The following is a 26,668-nucleotide window of genomic DNA, read 5'->3' on the forward strand; positions in this document are numbered from 1 at the left end:
TCCCTAAAAAATTAGTTAATCAACAAGATTAGCAAGGATCAGTAACACTCCTTTGTCGAAGGCACTCTTTGCCGCTTTTGCAATTGCTTGTTGTTCTTCTTGAGCGGAAAGTTTACCTCCTCCGCTACTTTCATGTTTGAAGGTAATATAAAGAGCCGTTTTTGGGAATACGTTTTTCTCAGCATATGCTCGAATGGCTGTCCACTGCTTAGAGGGAGAATTTTTCTTTCCTATACCAGTTATATCTTTCAGCGCCGCATGCAAAGTTAATTTGACATCTCCAATTAGATAAGCTTTATTATTTGTATCCATAGGAGAGCCTTCTTTGAAGATGAAGTCGGGTCGCGAACCCGCAATATTTTTTAATTGACCAAAAGCTTTTCTGTCTGCACTAATGAATAATTCCTGGCAATTTAATCCTGGGTGGCTTGGTGTCCCATCTTGTATTACGCCCGGCTCTAACCACAAGCGATTTAGAAAAGGTCCGCCTACACTATTAAAGATTCCGCAAATTTGTCCTTTAAGGAAATTCTCAAACTTAGTGCCATCTTTGAATTGCCCAGGAAGCTGGTCTAACTCAAAACCAGCGAAGGGCAGAAGACGCTTGACAATTCCAGTGAATGAATCCGCCATAGCTTCGCCTATTTTATTTTTAAAGTAGCCTTTGATTTCGTTGCTAGCATAAGTTTTTAGAGCACTAAGTGCATCTTGTACGCTTATTGTTGCATTAAGTTCCATAATCGAAAACATCCCAGTCGGATCGCTATAAACGTGAGGGTTGTTGTAAACAAACTGATAGGGATTGCTACTCTCCGGCTCCATCTCAATCAAATCGATCGGATCGTAACTCATAAACCGCCCCGTTTCTGGATCGTAATACCGCGCCCGGAAATTGTACAAACCAGTCGCATCATCCAACCACTGTCCCTGGAACCGGAAATCCCCACCTGCATTACCAGGTAAAGAAGCTCCTGTCCCAGACGAACTTTTTAGGTTGCCAAAACTATCATAATTAAACTTAGCAACACCTTGACCGCTAGCACCAGCCAACCCAATCACCGAACCCATCGCATCCGTCAAATAATAAACCGGATTCCCGCTGCCATCAAACCGCATCAACGGCTGATTTCCCGCATAAACATAAGCACCCAAAGCATTACCATTCCCATCCATCACCAACTGCGGCGACTCCAAGCCATCACCCATAGAAGGCGCAACAATATAATCCTTTTCACCCGCTGCACTCTTCACCTCAACTCTCCGTCCCGAACTATCATAATCGTACTCAACCAACACATTGCCCGCAGCATCCTTCACCTGCGAAATCAAATTATCAGTATTGTAATCAAAATCCCGAATCACCCCATTTCTATTAACAACATCCACCCGTCCCCCAGCATCATAAGTATAAGTCTCCACATTCGACCCATTTGTTACTTGTGCAAGCTGATTCACATTCTCATAACTGTAAGTCCCCGCCGCCAAACCATTCGATACCACCTGACGGTTTCCAGCAGCATCGTAATCGTAATTAATCTCCTGCAACAAAACCCCAGCTGCACTGTAATAAGTTTCCTTATCCACCCGCAGCGCAGTATCGTACTCCAACCTCACGTAAGAACCATCTTCCCTTGTAATCTTAGTCGGTTCCCCAATCCCTTTTCGTTCGTAAGCAACAGACGCCAACACCGTCACCCCATCAGGAGCAAAATGAGTAATCTTCTCAACCAAATCCGTCTTATCCTGATACTGGTAAACCGTCTTCACCCCATTCGGCAAAGTCCGTTCTTTGAGACGATTTACTGCATCGTAAACCATCGCAGTTTCTAACACTTGACCGCCGGGAGAAGTTGCCTTCACTTTATCCGCATTGCCATTCGCATCGTAGCTGTATTCAGTTGTGTAAGCAGTAGAATCAGGCGCATTCTTATCAGCTTTAACCGCAACTTTCTCAACTCGACCCAAACCGTCGCGTTCGTAACGAATGCTGCCACCATTAGGATAATCTAAGCCTGCAAGCGCACCCGTATCAGAGTCATAGTGATAAGCAGTCGTTCCCGTAGAATCCGTCACGCTTAACAGTTGACCCGTTTCTGCATCCCAGTTAGAAACAACTTCCCCATCCAAGGTTGAAACCCTGCGCTTTTCCTGTCCCGCCGCATCATACTCGTAACTTACAGTTACTCCGCTGGGCAACTTCATTTGTGACAAACGATTCGTGACGGCATTGTAAATAAATTCCTTTTCACCGCCATCGGGATAGATAATTTTCTTGAGGTTTCCATCCTCATACTGGTAAGACAGCAAAGTTGCTTGATTCGGTCCCGTCACTCGTTCCAACCCGCTTTCACCGTAGTGATAAGTATAGACAGCATCGCCCAAATCCGTAACCGTCTTCAACCGTCCCAACTCATCGTAAGTAAACTTGCGGTCATTGCCGCCCCGGTCTACAATTCGAGTCGGATAGTCTTTCGCTTCCTGCAAGTTGTTGCTGAAAAGATACTCAACTTTCGACTTGGTTCCGTCGGGATAAATCGTTTCAACGGGCAAGTAATTAGGAGACTGTACTGAAGTTGTCTCTCTTCCCAACGGGTCGATAATTGTCGTTCCATTGGAATTGTAGCGGTACTTCCAGACCTGACCGCGCGGGTCAGTCATAGTTTTCATCTGACCGTTAGAGTTGTAAGTATAGCTGGTCGTGTAGCGGGTGTTGGCATCCAAAACCACAGTTGTTCCTGCTAACTTACTTATCAAATTATCTGCTACGCCTGGGTCGGGGTCAACGCCTACCAGCGCGTCGTAGTGGTAGATAGTTTCCACCCCCGTCGATTCATCTTTGACGCTTTTAACCCTGCCAATTTGGTCGTAGCCGTACCGGGTAACGCTACCGTTAGGGTCAGTTTCCGTTTCCAACTGACCTGCTTCATTGTAGGTAAATTTAATTTCGCCGCCGCCGTTCGTCACCCAACCTCCCAACTTCCCGTCATCCGTAAACTTGCGTTCGATGCGGCCGATAGTTGGGGCTTCTACAGTCGTCCAATCTGCTCCAGCTCCTTCATAATCGTATTCTACCCACAGACCGTCACCGTAGTCAGCTCTGGTTTGCCGTCCCAATCCGTCATAAAAGAAGGTGGAAGTAACGCCATTTTCAGTCATGGTTTCCAACAAACCTTTAGCGTTGTAAGTCATTGTTGTTTCGTTACCCGACGCATCTTTCATCCAGCGGGGATTGCCAAAAGCATCGAAATTGCCGTAGTAAGTAGTGCCGAAGGTATCGGTTTCTTGAACGACTCGACTTTGGGAATCGTAGACGTAGGATTGGATGACATTGCCGAGTCCATCCCGCATTTTTAGCATATTGCCAGCGCGATCGTACTCCATTTTTATGGATGCCCCTGTTGGCATGACAATGGAGGTAGGCTGACCGTATTTATTGTAGGTGTAGTTAGTGATTCCAGGCACCGTACCCGGACAGCCGCAGTAGGGTTCGGTACGGGATAAGAGATTGCCGCTAGCGTCATAGGTGTATTTTGCTACCAATCCGGCGGCATCTTTTGTTTCGATTAAATTGTTGTTATCGTCGTACTTGAAGTTAGTTTCTTGACCTAACGCATTGACTTGTTTGACAACATTGCCGCGCAAATCGTAGACATAGGTAGTGGGATTGCCGAAAGCATCTTTGACGGTTTGAATTGAGTTGTCTGGGTCGTAAATCAACTCTACGGGGTCGCCGTCTGCGTCAATTATTTTCTTCAAGCGACCTTTGTCATCGTATTCAGTTCTGACTCCCGTGTTTCCTAGCGGGTCGATGACTTTTTCTAAATAGTGAGGTCGATCGGTGTTGTAAACAAATTCTGTTTTATTTTGTTCTTGGTCGGTGGCGGCAACCAAATCCCCCTTAGCATCGTATTCGTACTTAACCTTCTTCCCATCCGGGTCAACAACACCGACAATCCTCCCAGCAACATCCCTCTCAAAAGTCACCGACTTACCCGAACTGCTAGCAATCCCCGCATCGCTAAAAGTCAGCTTATTCCCATTCGCATCAGTAGCAGTCAGCAAATCCCCAGACTTCGCATCAATCTCGTAAACCAACCCCTCCTTCGTCGTCAACACGTAGATGCTGCCAAACGCCGGATTCTCAGGATTGAAGGGCTGCCCGTTCACCCCGTAATAATCGCCGTACTCATTCCGTATCAAATTCGCATCCTTAACCGTCAGAGTCACCGTCGAACCCTTTTGAGATTCAAAAGCCGGCTTGTACATCGCAGCCCCCGGCCCAGCAGCCCCTAAATACTGATTCAGATGATGCGATTGCGGCTTAAAAGTAAACGTCTCCCGCTTACCACCAGGTAACGTCACAAACACCTTCGTTCCCGATTGAAAAGGAACCGTATTAATCCCTAACTCCTCGTCGGAAGTCGGGTCAGCCTTCAAAGAAGTCTTCAAATCAGTATCCCGGAACTCCATCCGCCAGCCGTAGCCAAAATCATCGCTGGAATTCGCATTCAAAGAATCGTAAGTCCGAGTCACGTTAATCGGAATTCCCGCAACTGGAACGGTTAAATCAGTAAACGACAAGCGGAAATTGCCCAACTTCAAATCACCCGAAACATTCACCGTCCTTTCAGTAGTCGAACCGTTACCGTTAGCGTCAAATGCAGTGAATTTGAGAACGTAAGCGCCGTTAGCCAAAACAGTCGGGTCGAATGTCGCAACCGTTCCGTTGCTGACAGCAGTCGTTCCGCGATAAACCTCCTTAAATCCTCCGCCATCGCCCGGAATTTGCCCGCCACCGACTGGGGCTACTTCCAATGTATAGTAAGCTAAACTGCTGTCAGAAATCGTGCCGGTGATGTTGAATGGCGCAGTGATTTCTGCATCATCTTCCAGGGCGATATTTATAACAGGCGCATTGACATCGGTGGGGTCAATTGCTGCTACAGTTTGAGTCGCATTCCCTACATTCCCAGCACTATCTTTTGCTGTCGCAACTGCCGTAATACTGCCTAAATTATTTACCTTGACAGATGCTTGACCTTGTGCATCCAAAACTACAGGAGTGCCGTTGATAGTCAAACCCAAAGATTCAACTTTCACGTTATCGACAGCATTGACGGTAAATGTGACCGAATCTCCGAGATTAGCTGTATTTTTGCTGGCAACAATATTGACTTTAGGTGCGGAAGTATCCGCGACAACACTTAAATTGTAAGAAACAGAAACAGTCTTGCCAAAAGTATCGGTGATAGCAACTTGCACCGGCCCCGTCGTACCGACATCAGTTGCTTGAGGCATCCAACTAATGCGGCCGAATTCATCAACAGTCATTCCAGACGGCGACTGTATCAGAGAATAAGCAAGCAAATCCCCCTCAGCATCAGTCGCCCTTAAATCGTAACGATAGGTAGAACCAACAACCGCCGACTGAACAACAGGAACAGCAGGAACAATCGGTGTAGAATTAGCCCTCGCAGTCAGGGTAAAACCTTGCGCCGCCCCCAAACCGCCAGCATCAGCAGCGCCCACTACTATTTGATGGTTTCCAGCAGTCGGGTTATCCCAAGTTAGCAATCCAGTTGCGGCATTTATTGCCATCCCCACTGGTGCTTTTAATAACTGATAAGTTAAACTACCACCCTCGGGGTCAGTTGCTTGTACCCGATAGCTGTACTGAGAACCCAAAGATGCTGCAAATACAGGAGTTGAAACTACTGTTGGAGGCAGGTTGACGGCAGCAGTTCCCACAGACACCGCAAACTTCTGATTTCCCACCCCACCTTGGGTATCGGTTGCTAAAACTTCAACAGTATGAGAACCTACAAAATTAGCACCCGGAGTCCATTCAATTAAACCAGTTCTGGCATCAATCTTCATGCCATCCGGTTTGGTTCCCAAACTGTAGCGCAGGGTATCGTTTTCTGGGTCAGTTCCAAATACTTGATATTTGTATGTTCCGTTGACTCCAGCAATCGTGACTGGAATGGATACAATCGCAGGCGGCGTATTAATTCCCGTTACTTTTAAGCTGAATTCTTGACCTGTATAGGAACCCAAACTATCAGTTACCCGGACGGCGACTGTATGTTCTCCTATTTGTTCGCTGGTTGGTTGCCAACTCAAACCCCCTGTTTTTGTGTCGATTACCATACCCTTGGGCGCACTGTCAAGACTCCAGAGCAAGTAATCTCCATCGGGGTCGGTTCCTGTTAGCTGGTAGCGGTAAACTTTTTCTAAGTTGGTAACGGTATCCGGTACTGAAGTAATGCTGGGAAGTCGGTTGGCGGTGGAATTCGATACGTTGACAGTCCATGATTGGGTGTCGGTTCCACCTTGTCCGTCGCTAACCGAAACAGACACTGTTTGCGGGCCTGTTTGGGCAGCAGTCGGAGTCCAAGCTACCAAACCTTCTGAGTCAACGGTCATCCCAGCGGGTTTGGAAACTAATGTAAAGCTGATGGGGTTGCCGTCGGGGTCAGTTACAGCGAGTTTGTAGAAATAACCGCTGCCGGTGCGGGCTGAAGTGCGGGGGTCAGAAGTAATGTCCGGCGGGCGGTTGGGAATCGCCTCAATTACCCGCAGCGGCACTTCCAGCTTGGATTCGCCACCCTTTCCATCCGTGGCTTTAACTGTGAAAGAATTCGTTCCCAATTGTCCGGCTGTCGGCGTCCAAGTTACCAATCCGGTAGTTGGGTTGACTGTGATACCAGCAGGCGCGTTCGGTAACAGCGCGTAGGTAATAATGTCGCCGTCGGCATCCGCGGCTACTGCGCGATACTCGAATCGCTTACCGATTTGAGGTTGCAAGTCCGACGGCGGTATGGAGGCAAACAGCGGGGGATTGTTGGGCGGTATCAATTCTACTTCGACGTACTGCAAAGCTTGACCGCCTTTGCCGTCAGTGGCGCGCAAAACGACATTGAATTTCACCGTAGAAGGTGCCGAATCTCCCCGACCAAAAGCAATCAATCGATCGCGCGTTGCCCGCAATTCTTTATAATATTCTTCGACCTGGGCTGCTGTCGGAGTCCAAACTACAGTGCCGTTTTTCGGGTCAACGCTCATTCCTGGAGGGTTGAGAACTAAGCTGTAAGTCACTTCGTCGGCATCGGGGTCGGAGGCCAAAGCCCTGTAAACTAGGGGTTCCCCGGCTTTGAGCCCGAAGGGAGGCGCTACTGTCAGGAAGGTGGGGTCGGAATTCACAGGTTCTTGCGAATCTTTGTGGACGCCGAATAAATGAGTGAATGTTTGTCCCGCAGCCGTGACTGTATCTGTAAAAACTGAGGAACTGGGTGCAGTTTGTATGTAGTCGCTTGGCGCTACAGCCCGCACTTTGTAGGTACCGGGCACTAAGTTGTCAAAGGTAAACTGATAGTTTGTTTGACCCAAAATTGACTCGGAATCGTCCTTTTTGGTCAATTGCTTCGGTTCGTCTGGATCTAGCACTCCGTTGTTGTTAAGATCCAGATAGACTGGCACGTTTTCCATTAAGGGCTCGATGGTGTAGCGGGGGTCGAAACCGCCGAAAACGCTGCTTAACTGGTCTATATCGCTCAGTATTACTGCTTCTGGGTCGAGTTTTTTGATGGTATCCAGGGTTGAATATTGGCCGATACCGAAGGCTGTCAAGCCGATGCCTTTGGTTGTGAGGTCTGCCCTTACGGTCGCGGAGACTGTGGCATCGAGGGCGCCGTAGCCGTCGGACATGAAGATAATATTTTTGTCTCCCGGCATATAGGGGACTAATTGGTCGATAGCTTCTACGGCACGAGTAAAATCGTTGTGACCGTTGGGAATGGTGTAAGTGTCACTTGCCAGGATTTCCCGGATATCGGGGATGCCGTTGTTGTTTTTATCTGCCAGGGGCGTCGTGTAGGGCTGAACCCCAGGCGTTGCGGGGTCCATATCTTGAATTTGGGCGGTGTCTTTGTGGGGAATCAAGCCGATATTGACTCTATCGCCCAAACCTTGAGCTATTAATGTATCGATCAGAGTTAGGGTGGCGGCGACTTGAGCCTTGAGAACGTCATCTACTCCAGCCGGGCCATCAAACGGAGCAGCCGTACTGCCAGAAACGTCAATTGCCACCACAATCGCCGGATTGTTACCTTTAACTAATTTAGAATCGCGGAAACCGTTGCCGTTTAAATCGTCGAACACGGCTCCCTGAATTTTACCCAAAGCACCGTAAGCATCCACGGTAAACTTTTGCAAGCCCTTACCACCGCGCGGGTCTGCCACCTCCACGGTAAAGTCAGCTTTGCTTCCGGCCGCAATATTTTCCGGGAACCACAGCAACTCTCCGCTATCGCCGTCAATCAATGCTCCCAGCGGGCCGTCAACCAAGCGGTATTTGAGTCGGTCGCCGTCGGGGTCAACAGCAGCCACCTGATAGCGGTAAATCTTATCGTCCAGTCCGAAGCGCTGCACCGGTTCGCTGACGATAACCGGATTGCTGTTGGTCGGGTCGGGCCACACTCGAATGTTGTATTCTTGGATATCCTTGCCGCCTTGACCGTCTGACGCTTCGAGCTTAACGGAATACAAGCCAGTCGAACCGCCCGTATTGCTGCCCGTTTCCCCCGTTCCCGGAGTCACGATATCGGAGAAAGCCGTTTTCTCGTAGCGCAGAGCCCGGAATTGGTAATTGACCGGAGCGCTCGAAGTCCCGCCCTCTATTAACAGAGCGTACTCTCCCGTGGCTGGCAGTTCCACTTCCAAATCATTACCGAGCCAATTATTGCCGCCGGGAACCAACTTGTTGTCGGGACCGATTAGCTTCCAAAGGTTTGAATAATTGCCGACAATAGAATCGAAGAACAAGCGATCGCCCTGATTGCCCTCAAACTTGTAAAATTTACTCTGCTGTCCGTTTGTTAAAGCACCCGTTACTGGCAAGTTAAAGGGCATGGAAGCAGCAGAGGACAGTTCTAGGAGTTGGAACGAGTAGTTTTGATTGCTCGCTTGTTCCCCTTCTATTACCAGTTGGTACAAACCGTTTTGAGTCAGAGTGACTGGTGGGAAGTCAGTGGACTGGAAATTACCTCTGGTAAATACTGCTTCCCCTGTCGGGCTGTATAAAGTTGCAGAGACATTAGTTCCCACTATGCCGTTGAAAGCTACCCGCAGTCCTTCCACGCCATCAAAAGTATAAACTTTTGCCTCAGTCCCGGACAGCGTTCCCGATACGGGGCTGCCTATTTCTAAGTAGTTAGTTGTGGGACTTCTGAGACTGTTAGGCAACTCGGCGATGCGGAATTGGTAGCTACCATTTGAAGATGGGTAATAGCCGTATATTTGCAGAGTATATTCCCCTGAAAGCGGCAATACTTTGGGTAGGGTATTGTAGCGACTGTCTTGGTTGTCGAATACTTTGCTACCATCGGGGGCAATTAGGCTTGACCTGATTTCCCAGTTACTATTGTTGATGCTGTCTAAGAATATCTGTGTGCCGGCATTGGCGGTGAATTTGTAATTTTTAGGGTTGCCGGCTGTTAGCGTGCCGCTAATTGTAGAATTGAGTCCCGTGCTGGCAGTCGGTGCTGGCGTAATGTCGGTCGCCCTGAAACTATAGCTGACGGGTGAAGTGTTGTTTCCGGTAACGGCTAAAGTGTACAAACCCGCTGTCGGTAGCGCTACGAGAAAATCTGGCGAATTCCCTTGCGGGGTGGCTATTGCTTTGTTGTCAGGTCCGTAGAGCACCCAATTTCCATTGTTCCACGCAGCAGCATTTAAATCGAAGTTTAATACTTGACCCTGACTGCCGATAATTTGATACAAATCAACTTCCCCTATTTCAGCAGTGCCAGTATTGGGGGAAGTCAAATTCAGAGGGGAAGAAGAGGTCAAATCGCTCAATTTAAAACTGTAATTGCCTGTGGTATTGTTGCTGGCATCAATTACTAAGCGGTAAGTTCCGTTGGCAGTCAAAGCCTGTGGCAGCCAGTCACTATTTGTACTGCGGTTACTTATTGGATAGCCTGATGGGTCAACAACTAAGTTGCCAAAAGGATCGTAGAGTTGTACCGACAAGTTGCCGTTCCCAGTTATACCGTCAAAAAACAGCTTTTCTCCAACCTTTCCTTCAAAACTATAGGTGTCTTTTTCACCTGCTTTATCGATACTTTGAGTAACTGTTTGTCCGAGAGTTAAAGGTACTGTTTTTAACTCAGGCATCACCACTGTTAATCCGTAATTATTAGGTCTATCCTGACCGGATAGAACTAATGCGTACTCGCCCGTTAACGGCAAAGCCAGTTCGTAATCAGTACCCAATCCTTGATAGGTCAGGCGTTTGCCGTAGGGGTCGTAAAGATAATAGTAATTGTAGGGATCTCCGGCTGTCAAATCGAAGTACAAATAGCTGCCTTCTGCACCTTGAAACTTGTAGACTTTAGCTTCGCGCTTGCTGCTGCCGAAATCGCCCGAAATAGGACTGTCTAAAGTCAATTGTTCGCCAGCCGCCAAATCGAGCAAGCGGAAACTGTAGGTGTCTCCCGCACTGTCAGCATTACCATCTACAATCAGCTTGTAATTGCCTTGTTTGGTAAGAATTACAGGTTCTTTATCGTCCTTGGCATATTGAGTGTTATACCAGTCGCCGAAAATCGTTACTCCATCAGGGTCTACTAATTTTAATGTCAGATTTGTTGATGAATTCTCCAGGCTGTCAAACCACAGTTTTTGACCTATAGTGCCAGTAAAAGCATAGATATCCTGTTCTCCAGCTTCGCTAATTGTACCGCTGGCAGTATCGCCGATTTGGTAAGGAGTAGTAATCAGGTCGGGCGTGACTATTTTGAGAGAATAATTATTGTTCGGTCTGTCATTTCCTGCAAAAATTAGAGTGTATTCACCCTCGTTAGGCAAAGCAGACAATTCATAGTCATAAGATAAACTTTGACCCAAAACTCTCTTGCCGTAAGAGTCGTAGAGGTAATAAGAATTATAATAATCGTTGTAGTCAATGCGGTCACTGCGGTCAAAATAGAGAGGTTGACCTTTATTGCCAGTGAATTTGTAGGCATTGGCAGATTGTTTGCCAGTACCAAAATTACCCTCAATCGGTGAGTCTAATAAAGTAGTGTTTGCTTGAATTGAGTCGAGGAAGCGGAATTCATAAGCGCCTGTGCTGTCTCCAGAAGCGTCTACTTTTAGAGTGTAAGTTCCAGCTTCATCTAAAGTTAATAAATCTGTTAATTGGTGGTCGTAACCAGCATTTTGACTCCAAATATCTTTTTTGGTTGGGGAAGACAAGTAAGCAGTGATGTTGCTGGAAGCGAACAAACTGTCAAACCACAATTTTTGACCGGGACTCCCGGTGAAAGTATAGGTATCGTATTCTCCGGCTTCGCTTATTTCTCCCTTAATCGAATTGCCAATTGTGTGAGGAGGTTGAGTAACGATATCTGGCGTTACCACCCGCAGCTTGTAATTGTTGTCTGGTTGCTCGTTGCCACTGAAAACTAAAGTGTATTCGCCCGAACTTGGGAGCTTTACTAAATCAGAATCGCTGTAAATATATTGGAACAATAAGCGCTGACCGTCGGGAGCGTATAGGTAGTATGAGTTGTAAGAATTGCCCTCTGTGCGGTCAAAATAGACTGACTGACCCTCTGCTCCTGCGAATTTATACACGTGCGCTTCGCGCTTAGAAGTCCCGAAATTACCTTCAATATTCGCGTCTAAAGTTGTGGGATTTGCCGCAGCTAAGTCGAGAAAGCGGAAGCTGTAAGTTCCCGTGGCATCTGCATTACCATCTACTACAAAGCGGTAAGCACCGGTTTCATTCAAGACAGTCGGTTCGCGATCTGCCCCAACGCCTTGACTCCACAATTGTACTCCTGTGGGGCTATACAATGTACCGGTAATATTGCCCGCAGCAGCTAGGCTATCGAACCACAAATGCTGACCTTCGGTACCCGTAAAAGTATAAGTATTTTGCTGGCCGGCTTTGGTAATTTCCCCAGACTCCGTATTACCGATTGGCAAAGGCAATGTAACATCTGTTGGAGTAATTATCCGCAAACCGTAATTGTTATTAGTTTGGTTGTTACCAGTAAAAGCTAACAGGTACTCGCCGGAATTGGGTAGTTTTAGTTCGTAATCCCAGCCTCCGTATTGAGAAAAAAGCTGCTTGCCGTCGGGACTGTAGAGCTGGTAGTAATTGTACCAATCCCCGTCAGTGATGTCAAAATATAGGCGCTGGTTTTCTGAGCCTTGAAACTTGTATAGTACAGTTTCTAGTTTGCTCGTACCGAAATTGCCGAATATATTACTGTTATCTAAGTTCGGTAAAAATGTTGCGCCTGCGCTGTTGTCTAGCAGGCGGAAGCTGGCTGTAGTTGCTGAGGTATTATTTGATTGCAGCACCAAATAGTATTCGCCGTTAGCTTCTAAAGTCTGCAATGTAGTATCGCCTTGCAAATTAGTATTAGAAGCAATTTCCCGCCCGCTCGAATTTAACAGCCTTGCCGTGACGTTGGGATTGCTAGTATTTAAACCATCGAGCCAAACTTTTTGACCGGCTGCCCCTGTGAATTTGTATGCTTTAGTTTCGCGAGGATTTAAGGGGACATCGAGCGGGGCATTTAAGCCGAGTGTTGGCGATGCTTTGAGGTCAACCAATTGGAAGCTGTAATTGCCCGTGGTGGTGTCGCTGTAATAACCGTAGGCTTGTAGCTTGTAGGAACCTGTTTGCGTTAGTTGATAAGCACCGTAGTCGCTCTGGTTGTCTAGGTTGGTAAAAAACTCTGTGCCGTCTGGATTGTAAAGTCTAACTCGCTTTGTCCAGTCATTGCCCTGGCCGTCAAAATAAATTAGCGTTCCAGATGCGGCTGTGAAGGAGTAGTCATCCACTTCGCCCGGTACCGATAACGTACCGTCGTGCAACACTCCCAGTCCGCTATTGGGTGTTGACGGTGGTAGGGTGCTGTTGACAAGAACGTTATAGGGGACTGGGTTTACTGATGTATTCCGCAGGGCCAAGATGTAAGTGCCGTCAGTTGGCAACGTGCGAGTGAAGTCGCTGTTAAGGTTTGCCCAGCCGGCTCTGTTGTTCTCATAGTAGTAGTCAGGGTTCAGCAGGTTTTGAGGAGCGTACAGCACCCACTCCCCACCGGAATTCGGGTTCTGACTGTCGAAAACCAACCGCTGCCCTGCCGTACCGTCTACTTTGTACAGGACGGTTTCTTGGGCTGCCAGAGTGCCGTTGAAAGGGCTTGCCAACGGTAAGGAAAGTGCTGTGTCTTTGAGAAAAAAGCTGTAATCCCCAATAGTATTGGTATTGCCGTCAACGGTCACTTTGTAAGTACCCGGTTCGGTGAGGGTGAAGGGTTCCTTGTCCGAACCGGTGTTGCCGGTGAGAACCACTTTACCGTTGGGGTTCTCAATTTTAACGGTGATATTGCTGTTGCCGATGCGGGGGTCGAAGTATAGCGTTTGACCGACAGTACCCGTAAAGGTGTAGATATCTTGTTCGCCCAGCTTGCCGATGCTGTTGCTAACTAAGCTGTTCAACGCTATCGGGCTGGGGGAATCCGTCGTGGTAACTAGCTGAACTTTGTAGTTGACGGGCGTGCTGTTTTCTCCTCGCAACATCAGGTAGTAGTTGCCGTCTCCGGGTAGGACGTATTCAAAATCGCTTGCAAGTGCTACTTCACTGAGTTCATTATTGTTGGAGTTGTAGAGGTGCCAATTGGTGTTGGGGGAGTTTTCTTGGCTGTCGAAGTAAACCCGATCGCCTTTGGCTCCTGTAAATTGATAGAACTGTATCGCGCTCCCAGGATCTAGCGTGCCGGAGGTCGGGCTTGGGGCATCTTTTTGCAAGACTGGCGCGGCGTTGATATCTATCAGTCGGAAGCTGTAGCTGTCGGTCGATTCTCCCGAACCGTCAACGGTCAGCGAGTAGGTCCCGTTCTCCGGCAAAATGACAGGACTCCGCCAATATCCGTCCGCATACAACAGAGAGTTGTAGCCGTCGATGACTTTGGTGCCGCTGGGGCTAACTAAAGTAGCCTTGTTGTTTGGCGTCTCCATCAGCGTATCGAGGAACACCCGCTGCCCTTTGGTACCGGTAAAGGTGTAAACGTCCTGCTCGCCTTTTTCGCCGATGGAACTCGAAACTGGGACATTAAATGCCAGAGTCCCAGGTTGCACGTCGGGGGTAATTACTTTGAACGAGTAGTTAACCGGAGTGTTGCCGTTGTTGCCCCTGATTGCTAGCGTGTAAGTACCGGAGGTAGACAGCACCTGTTCGATATCGGTATTCAGGTCAGCGTGACGAATTTGGTTGTTTCCCGAATCGTAGAGAGTCCAGTTTGTATTTGCAGTTCCCCCCGGTGTATCTAAAAAGAGGCGCTGGTTTTTGAGGCCTGCAAACTGATACAAATGCGTTTCCTGGCCGGAGTTGAGGGTGCCGCTGATGTCGGTATCTGGCTCCAGGGGCGTTGCAGCATTCAAGTCGAGAACGCTAAAGCTGTAAGTGCCCGTGTTTTCTGTTATGGCGTCAATTTCTATGCGGTAAGTGCCGCTTTCCTTTAAAGTAATCGGTTCTCCATCGTCAGCGTACTGGAGATTGCGAATCCCCTGGGAGGTACCGCTGGGGGCGATCAGTTTCGCTGCGTTCTCTCCCAACCACCATTCGGGGTTCGGGATATTGTAGAACAGCCGATCGAAGTAAATGCGCTGTCCGACTTCTCCCGTAAAGGTGTAGAAATCAGTTTCGCCTTTTTCCTTGAGTTCCCCGTAAACGCTGTTGGGCGAGGCGTTGCTGCCGGGGACGATGGGTGCGGTGATGTCGTCGGGCGTGACAATCTCGAACGAGTAATCGACGGTGCTGGTAAAGCTGGAGTTGCCCCTGATGGCGAGCACGTACTCGCCGTCCGATGGCAAGTACCGTTCCATATCTGCTCCCGAACCGCGAGACAGGATGTCTTTGTTGTCGGCCGAGTAGAGTACCCAATCGAAGCCGCCGGTGTTGGTTTTGTTGTCGAAGAACAGCTTTTGACCTTTGCTGCCGGTAAAGCGAAATACGTCGTCTTCCGAACCGGGGCTGAGGGTACCTTTGATGGTGGTATCGAAGCGAACGGCGGGTACTAAACCGAGGTCGATAACGCTGAAACCGTAGCTGCCGGTGGTGTCGCCGATGGCTGATGTTACTATGCGGTAATTGCCGGTTTCTGTCAGGTTGAGGATTTTGTTGCTGTTTAAGTCCCCAGTCGATACATTCTGACCGCTGGGGCTTTGGATGTCGAATTTCCAATTTCCAGCAGCACCGCTGTATTGCAGCGGATCTATGTAAATGCGCTCTCCGGCCGTGCCGCTGAAGGTAAATTCGTCGCTTTCCCCTGGCAAGCTAATTTTACCCAGTACCGTATCTCCCAGCACGAGAACGGCTGGTGGCGTCCATTCTACAAGTCCCGTTTGGGGGTTAACTTTCATCCCTTCAGGGCCGAGAATCAGTTTGTAGCCGATTGTATCGCTGTCGGGGTCTACTCCGTGAGAGTCATAAGTATAAGGTACATTGACGGCTGCATCGACAACTGGCGTCGAAGTAAAAATCGGCGGTCGATTCGGTGGCGGATTAATAGCTGAAAGCACGTACTTTTGTTTAGCCACTCCACCTTTCCCATCTCCCACTTCCACCGTCACCGCGTGATTTCCAATATCTCCGGCAACCGGATTCCAACTAATAATTCCGGTTTGAGCATCTATCTCCATCCCCAACGGTTTTTCCAACAAGGAATAAGTCAGCGCATCCCCATCGGCATCAACGGCAATTGCAGTATAAACGTAACTTTTACCCACCAAAGCTTCCGTATTTGGTGTCGCCTTAAATTGTGGAACTTGATTTAACTGGCTTAAAAATACTAAATCGTAACTAAACTGAACTCCTTGAGGATTGTAAAACTTTAACGTATCGGTTGATGTCAGTTCCCCCGGCTTTAAAATGCCGTCACCAACCAGTTTGCTAATGTCGTAATAAGGAATTCCTTCCGGCGTCATTCCGTCCGCATCCAACAGTCGCACCGTTGGGTCGCTAATATTGTTTATCCCTACCAAAAGCGTACCCCGCACCGGATACTGACCCGCATTTTTTACAGCTAAATCAGCGTAAAGAATTTTGCTGCTTGAATTGAATGAAGTCTGTTTGTATTCTGCTTCCAGACTGCTCGAAACGTCCTGTAATCGATTGAAATTGACTGGTACGTTAGGGGATACATCCTCGGAGGGCGATGCTGTTACAGGAGCTATTGCAGCCGATGAAGGTTGAATGGCAATTGAGGTGATGCCGACGCCGGTTGCTGTATCGCTGTCGTTGTTGACCAACCGTATTTGCAGTGTAGCAGCCGTACCAGGAGCTATTTGCGATAAATTTACACTGATATTAGAGCCGTTGAAAGTAACGCCTGCTGCTAGTTGGGGAGGCTGTCCCTCGGTGAAATTGAAGAAGCTGTTGTGTCCCGTTCCTACAGTGTGAACTAAAGAGCGACCGCTGGCATCGACTAAGGCTATTTCAAAAGCATCTTTGATGGAGTCGGAGTCTGCCCTGTCGAAGTTGAGACCGGCGATATTCACAGTAAGGGTTGACGGCACTGCTGGAATTGTAATGGGCCGTTCTAACTTTTCTGTGAAGGATGTCCCTTCAGCCAGCCATATAACGCCTGAGTCAGTAGCTTCGGTGCGGGTAAAAGTTCTGCTGGCGGTACTGGAATTGCCGGCATTGTCTGTGGCAGTGGCGGTGAAACTGTTGCTGCCAATAGCTAATGTTACTCCTGCAAACTCAAAGCGTCCTGTAGAGTCAGCAGTAGTTATAGCTCCTGTTTCAGCTAGAATAACGGTACTTCCGGGGTCGGTTTGCCCGGTTAAGGTGACGGTGGAGTCTAGGGTTTGCCCGTCTGCAACGGGAGGAGTGTCGAAAGCTGGGTTTAAGCCAAATGTTAGTTCTGGCGGTGTCGTGTCGAGGGTGAAGGGGAGTTCAAAGGTGTTGGTGTTGCCTTCCGAGTCGGTTGCAAGCAGGTATAGGGTGTACGTGCCGTCTGTTAAGGTGTTGCCGTTTACTGTGGATAGTGTGTTGGGGGTGAGTGCAAAGCTGCCGTCGGAGGTTAGCAAGTCTTTAAGTTCAATACCGGTAGACTCCCTCGAAAAACTGGCGCGGAAGCTAGCAATGTCGCTGGCATCGGTAATTGTTCCGCTGATGGCGGGGTTATTGGTGATGCCGTCGGTACTGTTAGAACCGGTGTCGTTAACTAGCGCTGCTGCAATTGCGGGGGGGGCTGTCTCCGGCGGCACTTGGCTGTTGGCGTATTCTATCAGTTGCTGTCCGAGCTGAGTATTGCGCCACTCTCTGTCAGGGTTAATGACTGCAGAAAGCAGCGGTGCGTTTCCTGTTGCCCCAAGCACTGTGAAGATAAGGTCATTGTAGTCGCTGTCAGAGTTAGCGGCCGACATATCTTCCATCGCAAAAGTATTCCCCGTACCGGTTGCGTCGGCGAGCGGCAACACGTAAGATGTATCGTTGGAATTGGCATTGGCAATACTGAACAAAGGGCGATTTTCGGGGTACAAATTTTCCGAATACAAGGATTCGAGCGATGACTGCACTGTACCGTCGGGGACTAACATGACGGCAAAGGTGTCACCTGGGGTCATATTGAAAGTTTTGATACCCTGATATTCGCCGCTGCCCCACTCCCAGTCGAACGGCATCGAACCGGTGAATTTGGCTCCTTCTATCGAGTCGCTGATGACAATGTGTCCGTCGGTGGAATTGCTTAAAACTCTACGGAATGCTTCGGCAATGAATTCTGGAGTTCCTGGTGTAAATGCTTCCATTCCTGCCAGGCTGAAAATTCCGAGTTCGCCTTCAAACAAGCCGCCGTCAAATACATAGTCAAATCTGACTTCTCCTCGGTTATCTACAAGAAAAGTCCCGGGAATTGGTAAATTGGCTGTTGTTGTTATTGATAAATTTGTTGGGGAATTGATATTGCTTTGGAAGTTGCCTGTACTCTGTGTGGAATAAGATTGACTGTCTGCAATACCGTCCGAAAATTGAGCCGATTCTTCTGCCTCTAACGGCAGCCAACCGCTCGATACATCTGCGGGTTTTGGCGCAATTTCGGTATCAGAATATGCGGGCTGGGATTCTGTAGTTTCTGTGGGAGTTGAATTGCTATTATAAGTGTTTGAATTTGGTTCGGGTGGGAATTTAAGAGTTGAGGGTGAAACGCTTGTTTCGACTGAGGCTATCTGTGCTGTATCTGCTGCTGTTTCTAATGGAGTTGAGAAAAGTGTCGGTATGGGAGAATCGGTTTGTACGCTAGAGTTTGAGTTGGAAATTAGCGGGTCGGTATCGAGAGAATTAACGACAATTGCCGGGGAGTTTTCAGTCTCTAATTCTGCTGCTGTGAAGGTGACAGCGATGTCCGTATCAATTGTATCCGCCCTGAATTCTGCAAGAGCGAAATCGTCTGTTTTTGGTGGCAATTGTTGGCTTTCAAATTGGGCTGTTATTTCAGCAACAGGGAGTTCGCGTTCAACCGTATCATCCGCTTCGGGTGTGGCAACAATTGACTCGGTTTTTGTCACCAATTGTTGGCTTTCAAATTCGGCTGTTATTTCAGGGAAGGTGGTGTCATATTCAATTAAATCGGCAACCTTTTCTGTTTCTGTAGCAATAATCTCAGCGGTTGTTGTGGGAAATTGTTCAGTTTCAATTTCGGCTGCTTTTTCGGTAACATCCCTGTCACTTTCCAGGGTACCAACAGCCTTTTCTGCGGGAATAACCTCAGTAATTTTGGTCGGCAATTGTGACGCAGCATTAGGAAGATTGTCATCGGTTTCTCTTGGCAATTCTTCGCCAAAATTATCGGCAATCTCAGATGTTTTTGCAGGAGGCTGTGACGCGATGGGAGTGGGAATCAGCAGAGTTTCAGCGGTTGGTGGAGAAGCAGCATTATTTACAGCATAGTCGGCTTCAGCCGGCAATTGAGGAATGCGATTAGTTGCAGTTGTGTCGGTTTTAATTAATTCAGCATCTGCTGACTCGCTGACAAGAGATTCTGCTAATACTGGCAGTTCAATTTCCGAATTTAATTCAGTAGGGCTAACACTGGGTGTCTCTGGGGGAGAGGCTGTTTGTTCTATTTGTTGCGATTCTTGACTATCTGATTTGCCAACTGTTGATGTTTCTGTGGCTGGCGATTCTTGGCTGTCAGATTTGCCAAATGTTGATGTTTCTGTGGCTGGCGATTCTTCAGTATCAGATTTGCCAAATGTTGATGTTTCTGTTGGTTGCGATTCTTCAGTATCGGATTTGCCAAATGTTGATGTTTCTGTTGGTTGCGATTCTTGGCTGTCTGAGTTAGCAACTGTTGCTGCTGTTGGTTGCGATTCTTGGCTGTCTGAGTTAGCAACTGTTGCTGCTGTCGGCTGAGGTTTTTGTTGGTCGTTATCAGCAGTTATCGATGGTGTTTCTCCCTGGGATTGATCGCCGGAATTAGTAACAGTTGATTCTCGGGTAAATTTCGGCTCTGATTTATCCGATTCACCCTTCAGTTTTTGAACTAACTGGGAGTGAATTGATGCAGAGAAGGAGTCAACTAATTCGCTGAGGGGAACTATTTTGGATGTAGCACCCGTGACACGGAATGTGATATCATCGTAATCGATATCGCTTCCTTGAATTAGCCCCATGTCTTCCATGGCGAAGAGTTGGCCTTCGCCTGTAATGTCGGCAATTTGACCGATACTGAAGGTGTCGCTGGGATTGTCTGTAGCTATTGAAAATAGGGGTTTTTTGTCGTCGCCGATTGCGGGGTTGTCGTATACTTGCTGTACGGTGCCGTTGGGGACTAGCATGAAGAAGAATTTGTCTCCAGGCGTCATGGCAAATGTTTTTGTGCCGAGGTATTGCCCGGAATTGAGGTTTTCTGAGCTGTTAGGATCGGTGTAATATGCGGATTCTAAATCGTCAGAAATTGCGATGTAGCCCTTTGTCGAGTTGCTTAAAGCTCGACTTGCTGCTTCTTTGATGAAGGCCTCGGAACCGGGAACGAATTTTTCCATTCCGAGTAGGCTGACGATGGCTAGTTGTCCGCTATACCAGCCGCCGTCGGATGTGAATTGTATGCCGACTATTCCTTTTTCATCGACAGTGAATGCGTTTGAGTCAAAGTTAACGTTGGTTGGGGGAGTTGAGGTTTGATCTGGTTCTGGGGTTGAGGTTTTATTTGGTTCTAGATTAGTGGCGGTCTCTAAGTTGTTGGTGGTGGAGATTTCGGTAGGTGAAGTTTTGTTGGATTCTGATTTGTCAGTCGTTGATACAGTTGCAACTGAGGTTTTGTTGGATTCTGATTTATCAGTCGTTAATACAGTTGCAGGTGATGTTCGATCTGGTTCAGATTTATCAGTCGTTGATGTAGTTGCAGGTAATGTTCGATCTAGTTCAGGGTTTTCAGTGGCTGAGGCAGTTGCGGGTGATGTTGTATTTTCTCCTGAATTGTCAGACGTTGATGCAGTTGCCGATGATATTTTGTTTGGTGATGACTCGCTTTTGAGTGTAGTCTCTGATGATAAAGGCGTTTGGTGTTCTTCGGGTTTTGAAGTCGTTTCAGCGGTAGCGGGCAATGGCGTTTTGTCCGAAGCTTTTTCGCTCGTGGTAGATGCAGTTACAACGGGTAATGTTTTGTCCGAATCTTGTTCTGATTTTGTGGAGGCGGTTGGCGATAATTGTGTTTTATTTTCCAGCAATTCATCGGGAACAGCGGTTGTAGCTGCTGTGCTTTTATTTAGTTCTGAGCTGCTGATTGACGAGTTGACTGGAGGTATGTCAGTCGCAGATTTATTAGAATCAGAAGAAACGTTATTTGATGCAATTCGATTCGGGTTGATTAGGAGGTCTCCTAAGTCGGAGTCGAGTTTACCAATTAGGGGATCAACTTCAGAATTTGTTGTATCCCTGAGAGTGCTGTTAGTTATCAGAAGGCTGGTGTTGGCAGAAGATATGCTGTTAATATCGGAGGGTTTATTAATAATAAAAGCATCAGTTTCTGTTAGACTGAATTCGGATGCGGGTTCGCTTGCTGGTTCTATTAAGTTTAAGTTAAGCTGTTCGGATTCGGATGATTCTGCCGAAGCTTGATATAATAAAGGTTTTGAGGTTTGAATTCCCGGCAGCAGAGGGGGCTTTGTCGGGGCAAGTCCGGGAATTAAGGATTCCTGTTTTTCTATTAAAGGTTCTCCAATCGGGTCTGTTAAAGGCACTCGCTTGCACTCCTGATTTGAGGGTTAAATAATATTTTTGTAAGCTTGGATGCGGAACTTATCTTTTTGAGGAGATGCGAGTTGCAATTTTCCCGCTTTGGTCGAGTCGCCTGTTTGAATGGAGTTACAAGGCTCTTCCGTACTCCTTAAACGACTGTAGCCCGCGAAGCTATTGTTACTCGCTTTCGCTATTTATTCAGTCCTAGACTCAATTTATTCAGTCCTAGGCTCAATTTATTCAGTCCTCGATTCAACGGGTCAATTTTGACACTATCTGTAGTGGTAAGGCGGGGAGCGGCGCATCATACAAGTAGAGTCTATGCGTCCAGGACTATTATTATTGATTGTTTTGCTTGATGTTCGTCGAGCTGGAAAACTGTCTGTTGTAGGATTGACAGTCAAGGTAGGAGTTGCCAAATTTGTGCTTTTGCTACTTTTTTGGGGAAAAGGCAATCGAAACGGCTTTGTTAAAGTCATGGCTGCACCCTTGATTTTTAATTGATTTGGCGTTGAGCAAATTCGAGGAATCTTTACTTACGCTTACTTCTACGACTGCGCTCAACTTGTTGCTCATCCTTATTATCGGCTAGACTCGATTATAAATATATTAGTTACAATACTGAACTTTATAGTTTTTGCTGCTGCAAGTCAGAAGAAATTTCTGTATATTTACTGAGAGTTGTTTGACTTATGTTAAGTCTTTATAAAAGTAACGGTTTTCATGCGGGAAAATACTTAAATCAGGCAGGAAAATACTTAAATTAACGAATCCACTCCAAGCTTCCTAAGCGCCCGTTTCCTCTTGCTCGGCAGCACCGCTTGGAAAGTCATTCACTGCTCGGACACCCGACCCACTTCGGGCAAATCCAGCAGTTCTGCGGTGTCAGCAACCTGACTCTCAACTAGAGTGAATTTTATACCCGGGAGCGATCGCTCAAAAAGAGGCATCCTCGGTTCGTGGAAAGCGGGCTCGCGAAGAATGCAGCATACACGCGTAAAACGATAGCGATACCTTGAATCCCGCACGCTAATCGCTACTTTGATAGGATTGCTTGAAAAAACTGTAGCGTAAAACTTTACGATTATCAATTGCTGAGAGTTGGGAGAAACTCGAGCCGGGAAATACCGTTGCTGTTGGTACAGTTGCAGGCATTTTAGAATCAACTGATTCCCTCGGCAATTTGCCGGAAGGCGACTTATAGTTTAAGGAAAATTCCTCCGGGTCATTCGCTGGCGATCGCTTAAGAGAGGAAAGACTGATTGTTTCTGCAACTGATGCTGCGTAGAGACGGTATGCAGCGGATAATTTAGTAACGCTTTCTCCCAACAATCCTGTTATTTACAAATATTTTATAACAAAAATGCTCATTATTAATCAACAGCGTGCAGGCAGGGCTATTTCATTCTTGAGAGAAGGGTGATAAGCTGAAGCTATATTCCTTCAAATTGTTTTGAGTAATGACGCAACTTGCAATTGTTGAAGCCTTCTCTGACTTGATTGATACTCGTTGCGACACAGGATCGCGCCATCAGCAGGCACTCTGTCTTGCTATGTTCACGGCGTTGCAGTTGCTGCCGGGAACAAAGGTTTTCTCGCAATTGGGGATTGGCGAGGGAGCGCACAAAGCCGAATTAGTAAAACTTTTTCAACCACCAAAGGGACGAATTCCTTCTTATAGTACGATTCGACGCACCAAGAATGCGGACAGAGTATCAGAGTTATTCAGCCTGCTTATCCCGTTTTTTTGGTGTTCAACCATTGCCAAGAGAAACAATCGCTATGGACGGTAAAGTAGTAAGAGGTTCATATGAGGCAATCAGCGATGATCCCGCATGTGGATTCACATCCAGCTATTATGCTGGTTAGCGCCTACATTGTTGAGCGGGGCTTGATTCTGGAACCTTATGAGGTGGATTCAAAAACAAACGAAATCACAGCAATTCCTGCATTTATCGAACAGATGGCAGTCAAGGGCGTGGTTTTTGCCTTTGATGCCATTAGCACCCAAAAAAAACACTTCAGGTGACCGTTGACAGTGAGAATGATTACGTGGGTGCGCTCAAGGGCAACCAATCTGGATTACTAACAGCAGTCAAAGGCTGTTTTAAATCACAACAGAGCGCTCAAAAAATCAACAAAGGTCATGGTCGTATTGAAAAAAGGACAGTGAGTATTACACAGGATTTGACAGACCTTCCCAAATTTCCGGGACTCAAGACCTTGATTAGAGTTGAATCAGAACGACAAGTATATCGTGCCAATATCATCGAGTATGCCACAGAAACCCGCTATTATATAGCTTCATTTGTTGATACAGCAGAAGCTTTTGGACAAAGAATCCGTGGTTATTGGGGAGTAGAGAATAAAGTGCATTATGTACGGGATGTGACCCGGCGTAGAAGATGCTTCACGCATTAGAACTACCCCAAAGCGTGCAAATCTGGGCAACGGCGCGTAATTTGGCACTCAATTTATATCGAGAGTATGGATTTCAGAATATGGCTCAAGCTCAACGACTGGCTGGCTTTGGTCTTAACACACTCAAGGAATTATTTAGAATGAAATAGCCCTGCCCCAAATATAGTCTGTCTACTTACGCCGAGCTGTACTAGCGTGCCAAGATATGGGTGAAGTGGCAGTTCGGTAATGTCCGATTAATTTTTGATTAACCTCCGCGCCTACCGCCCTTTGAGCGGCTAAAAAAGTCAGCTACTGAAACCACTTTCCGCAGAGAGTGCTAATTGTGGCGACTGAACGCTCACCCGCCACTGTCCCCTCGCATTGGCGCCCGTCCGTGTGGGCGAGCGCAAAGAAAGAAAACACAACTTTTCGCTTTCCTGAAACCGCTTAGATCCTCGTACAGCAGGCCGGGACCGTTGAATAAATTATCAGATTAGGTGGATTTCTCCTCAGTTAATCATCCAAAAGGATGAAGTTAATTCTCCGGTTCTTCAGCCCATATAGCCATGCTGCACCATGTTGTCAACTGTTGCAATCTAAAAAAGGTTAGCAATGCTTACCGCAAAAATTTGATTGGGAGTTTTTTGTTCAGATGACTATCGCAACTATCAACGATGTACTATTTCCGCCTTTCCTTTTTACCACCCTATGAATGCTTAGCCTCAGCATTCCTGCACGAGCCTGAAGCAGCCCAATCGGAAGAACTCACAAACAATCGAACCGAAGTAAATGTGGCAACAGCCGCAGCGCAATCCGACGGTGCCGACAGCGAGGTAAATGGAGCAACAATTGAAATTGAGAACCCAGCCAGCACCCATCGCTTTCGCCATCGGTGTACAGGCAAACAAACACCGAACGAACCTGCAAAACCTATTGATTTTGCCGCACATTCAGGCGCAAGCACGACCTCAATTCCTGCCGTTAATACTTCGCTGATTTCACTCTTAGCTTGCTCGCATTCATTGCCAGCGCCATTAAAGCTGCTGCACCGTCCCTGGGCTTGCTCGCATTCATGTCAATGGTTCTGATTCCTCTGTTGAATGGTTGCAGGCTCAAATCAAAAATAGGCTGGAAGATTCTCCAGAATTTGTGATGCTTCTCATCCTCAAGCTTGCTCCCAAAGCGGTTATTGCAGACAAGGAGGGCCTTCGCTACTTCTGACAGAGGTAAAGGTGCGCGTTCGGCGTCAAGACGGTGAACCAAAAGTTTCGATCGCCAACCAATTAACCAGCGCGCTTGTTTACCATCCAAAACTTATAACAATGCTTTTGCTCGCCGACTGCAATGGCATTTTTTTTGCATGAGTGAGAGAAGCTCTTTTCCCAAACATTCATAACTTTTTATTAAGGAGGAACGAAAATATCACAAAAAATTGCAAGTTGAATCAAAAAATAGTATAATCAAATTATATAAGCGCCAGTTTTATTTGCTCGTGCCGTTATGGCAGCCCTTGAACCTGTTACCTTCCGAGAACTCATAGACGCGATCGCCACCTTGCCAATTATCAATTTGCCTGAGAATTTAAGTCAGTTGAGTAGCAATAAAAGCCATCTAACTGCAATAAAGGGCGCGGGCTCCGGCATCCTCGGCGCGGCGCCCCGCAAGTGTCCCATCAAGCGATAAAAGCTTGGAGGCAGACTTGACGTAAACTCCCTTTCGTCCAATAATGAAGGAATTTACCCGTCAAGGATGCGCCGTGAAGGTTCAAGGGAATGGGCGCGCTAAGATTTTGACGCCCGCAGAAATTGACCGACTGTTTGACCGGGGTTTTATTACAGCAAGGGACAGGCTTTTGTTTGCTGTAACTTTTTACTGCGCCTGCCGCATTTCAGAGGCGTTAGCTTTAACAACTCACGACATTGTTGGGGGGTCAGTCACGTTGCGGAAAGCGACGACAAAGGGGAAATCAGCAACGCGAACGCTGCCGCTCCATCCTATGCTGGCTAAGTATTTAAAGGCTTACAATCCAGATGTGGGTTTTTTGTTTCCGGGGCGAGAGGGTACGAAGCCTTTGACTCGCGCCGCATCGGATGTGATTTTTAAAGAAGCTTGCAAGCGGGTAAGAATTAAGGGGGCTTCAACACATTCGATGCGGCGGACGGCGCTGACTAATTTGAGCAATGCGGGGGTGCCGCTGCGGGTGATTATGGAGATTTCGGGACACAAAAATTTGTCGAGTCTCCAGCGCTATTTGGAGGTACAGCCGGAACAGCTTGTCAAGGCGATTGGACTTTTGAAGTAAGGCGACAGAGCTCAATATTTTCCTGTCCTTTACTATTACGGCAGTTTATAGATATTCCGAAACCGACAGCATTCAGCATCAAACAGCAGCTTAACCGTTCCCGTTCCGCTATTCCGTCCTTTCAATCCAATAATTTCAGCCATTCCCCGATCGGGAGAATCCCGATTGTAATAATCGTCCCTGTAAACTCCAAGCACAACATCCGCATCCTGTTCAATTCCACCAGAACCACGCAAATCCGATAAACTCGGACGCTTATTCGTGCGAGTCTCTACCCCCCGATTGAGCTGAGAAAGCAGCACAACCGGCGCGTCAACCTCGCGAGCTAAAATCTTCATCTGCCGCGTAATTTCGCTGATTTTATTGACAACATTTTCATCCGCCGAATTCACCATCAATTGCAAGTAATCAACAATTACCAAACCCAATGGGCCGCGCTCGCAAACAAATTCCCTAACTCTCGAACGAATCTCTAGGGGAGATGGTTCCAAACTTTCGTCTATCCAAAAGTCAGCATCGCTAACTTTCCCTAAAGCCGAAGCTAGGACTTCGTACTTACCAGCTAGGTTAACTTTCCTGATATCTTTCACCGACACCCCACTCTCAAGTGCCATTAGTCGCGCTGCCAAGTCCCGACCTGGCATTTCCATCGAAAACATCAAAACTCGACCGTTCGTGGGAAGGGAAGCAATGTTGTA

The 26,668-nt window shown here is 47.4% G+C and carries 10 protein-coding genes; 7 read left to right on the plus strand and 3 right to left on the minus strand.

From position 1 onward, the window contains the following. Nucleotides 1-15: 15 nt before the first annotated feature. Nucleotides 16-21,267, minus strand: coding sequence for a putative Ig domain-containing protein (locus QUA16_RS21115; RefSeq protein ID WP_333105585.1), 21,252 nt, complete (start codon nt 21,265-21,267; stop codon nt 16-18). A gap of 319 nt (nt 21,268-21,586) precedes the next feature. Between QUA16_RS21115 and QUA16_RS21120 the strand changes: the two genes are divergently transcribed. Beyond that, nucleotides 21,587-21,769, plus strand: coding sequence for a hypothetical protein (locus tag QUA16_RS21120; RefSeq protein ID WP_333105586.1), 183 nt, complete (start codon nt 21,587-21,589; stop codon nt 21,767-21,769). A 525-nt stretch (nt 21,770-22,294) separates the two neighbouring features. On the opposite strand, the gene QUA16_RS21125 is transcribed toward QUA16_RS21120, so the two are convergent. After that, a complete protein-coding gene (locus QUA16_RS21125; protein WP_333105587.1) occupies nt 22,295-22,597 on the minus strand; it encodes a hypothetical protein in 303 nt (100 codons plus the stop codon). 128 nt (nt 22,598-22,725) lie between these two features. Here QUA16_RS21125 and QUA16_RS21130 point away from each other — a divergent pair, with 128 nt between their 5' ends. The 6 genes from QUA16_RS21130 to QUA16_RS21155 all read left to right on the plus strand — a co-directional run bounded on the left by QUA16_RS21130 (nt 22,726) and on the right by QUA16_RS21155 (nt 25,970). Then, complete coding sequence (locus tag QUA16_RS21130; protein WP_333105588.1) at nt 22,726-23,058, plus strand: hypothetical protein; 333 nt, start codon at nt 22,726-22,728, stop codon at nt 23,056-23,058. 17 nt (nt 23,059-23,075) lie between these two features. Continuing rightward, on the plus strand, nt 23,076-23,294 hold the full coding sequence (locus QUA16_RS21135) for a hypothetical protein (protein WP_190655493.1): 219 nt from the start codon (nt 23,076-23,078) through the stop codon (nt 23,292-23,294). Next, nucleotides 23,291-23,686 (plus strand): ISAs1 family transposase, encoded by a 396-nt coding sequence (locus QUA16_RS21140; RefSeq protein WP_333105589.1) that lies wholly within the window; start codon nt 23,291-23,293, stop codon nt 23,684-23,686. Before QUA16_RS21135 ends, QUA16_RS21140 begins: the two co-directional genes overlap by 4 nt. 656 nt (nt 23,687-24,342) lie before the next feature. Next, a complete protein-coding gene (locus QUA16_RS21145) occupies nt 24,343-24,756 on the plus strand; it encodes a hypothetical protein (RefSeq protein ID WP_333105590.1) in 414 nt (137 codons plus the stop codon). 412 nt (nt 24,757-25,168) lie between these two features. Further along, nucleotides 25,169-25,351, plus strand: a complete 183-nt coding sequence (locus QUA16_RS21150; protein ID WP_333105591.1) for a hypothetical protein — start codon at nt 25,169-25,171, stop codon at nt 25,349-25,351. 43 nt (nt 25,352-25,394) lie between these two features. Further along, the gene (locus tag QUA16_RS21155; protein WP_333105592.1) at nt 25,395-25,970 is read left to right on the plus strand and encodes a site-specific integrase; all 576 of its coding nucleotides are present in this window, start codon (nt 25,395-25,397) and stop codon (nt 25,968-25,970) included. Between the two features lie 35 nt (nt 25,971-26,005). Here QUA16_RS21155 and QUA16_RS21160 read toward each other — a convergent pair. Continuing rightward, a partial coding sequence (locus QUA16_RS21160) for a DnaB-like helicase C-terminal domain-containing protein (protein WP_333105594.1) occupies nt 26,006-26,668 on the minus strand: 663 nt, incomplete at its 5' end.

The organism is Microcoleus sp. S13_C3, assembly GCF_036700905.1.
Lineage (GTDB): Bacteria > Cyanobacteriota > Cyanobacteriia > Cyanobacteriales > Microcoleaceae > Microcoleus.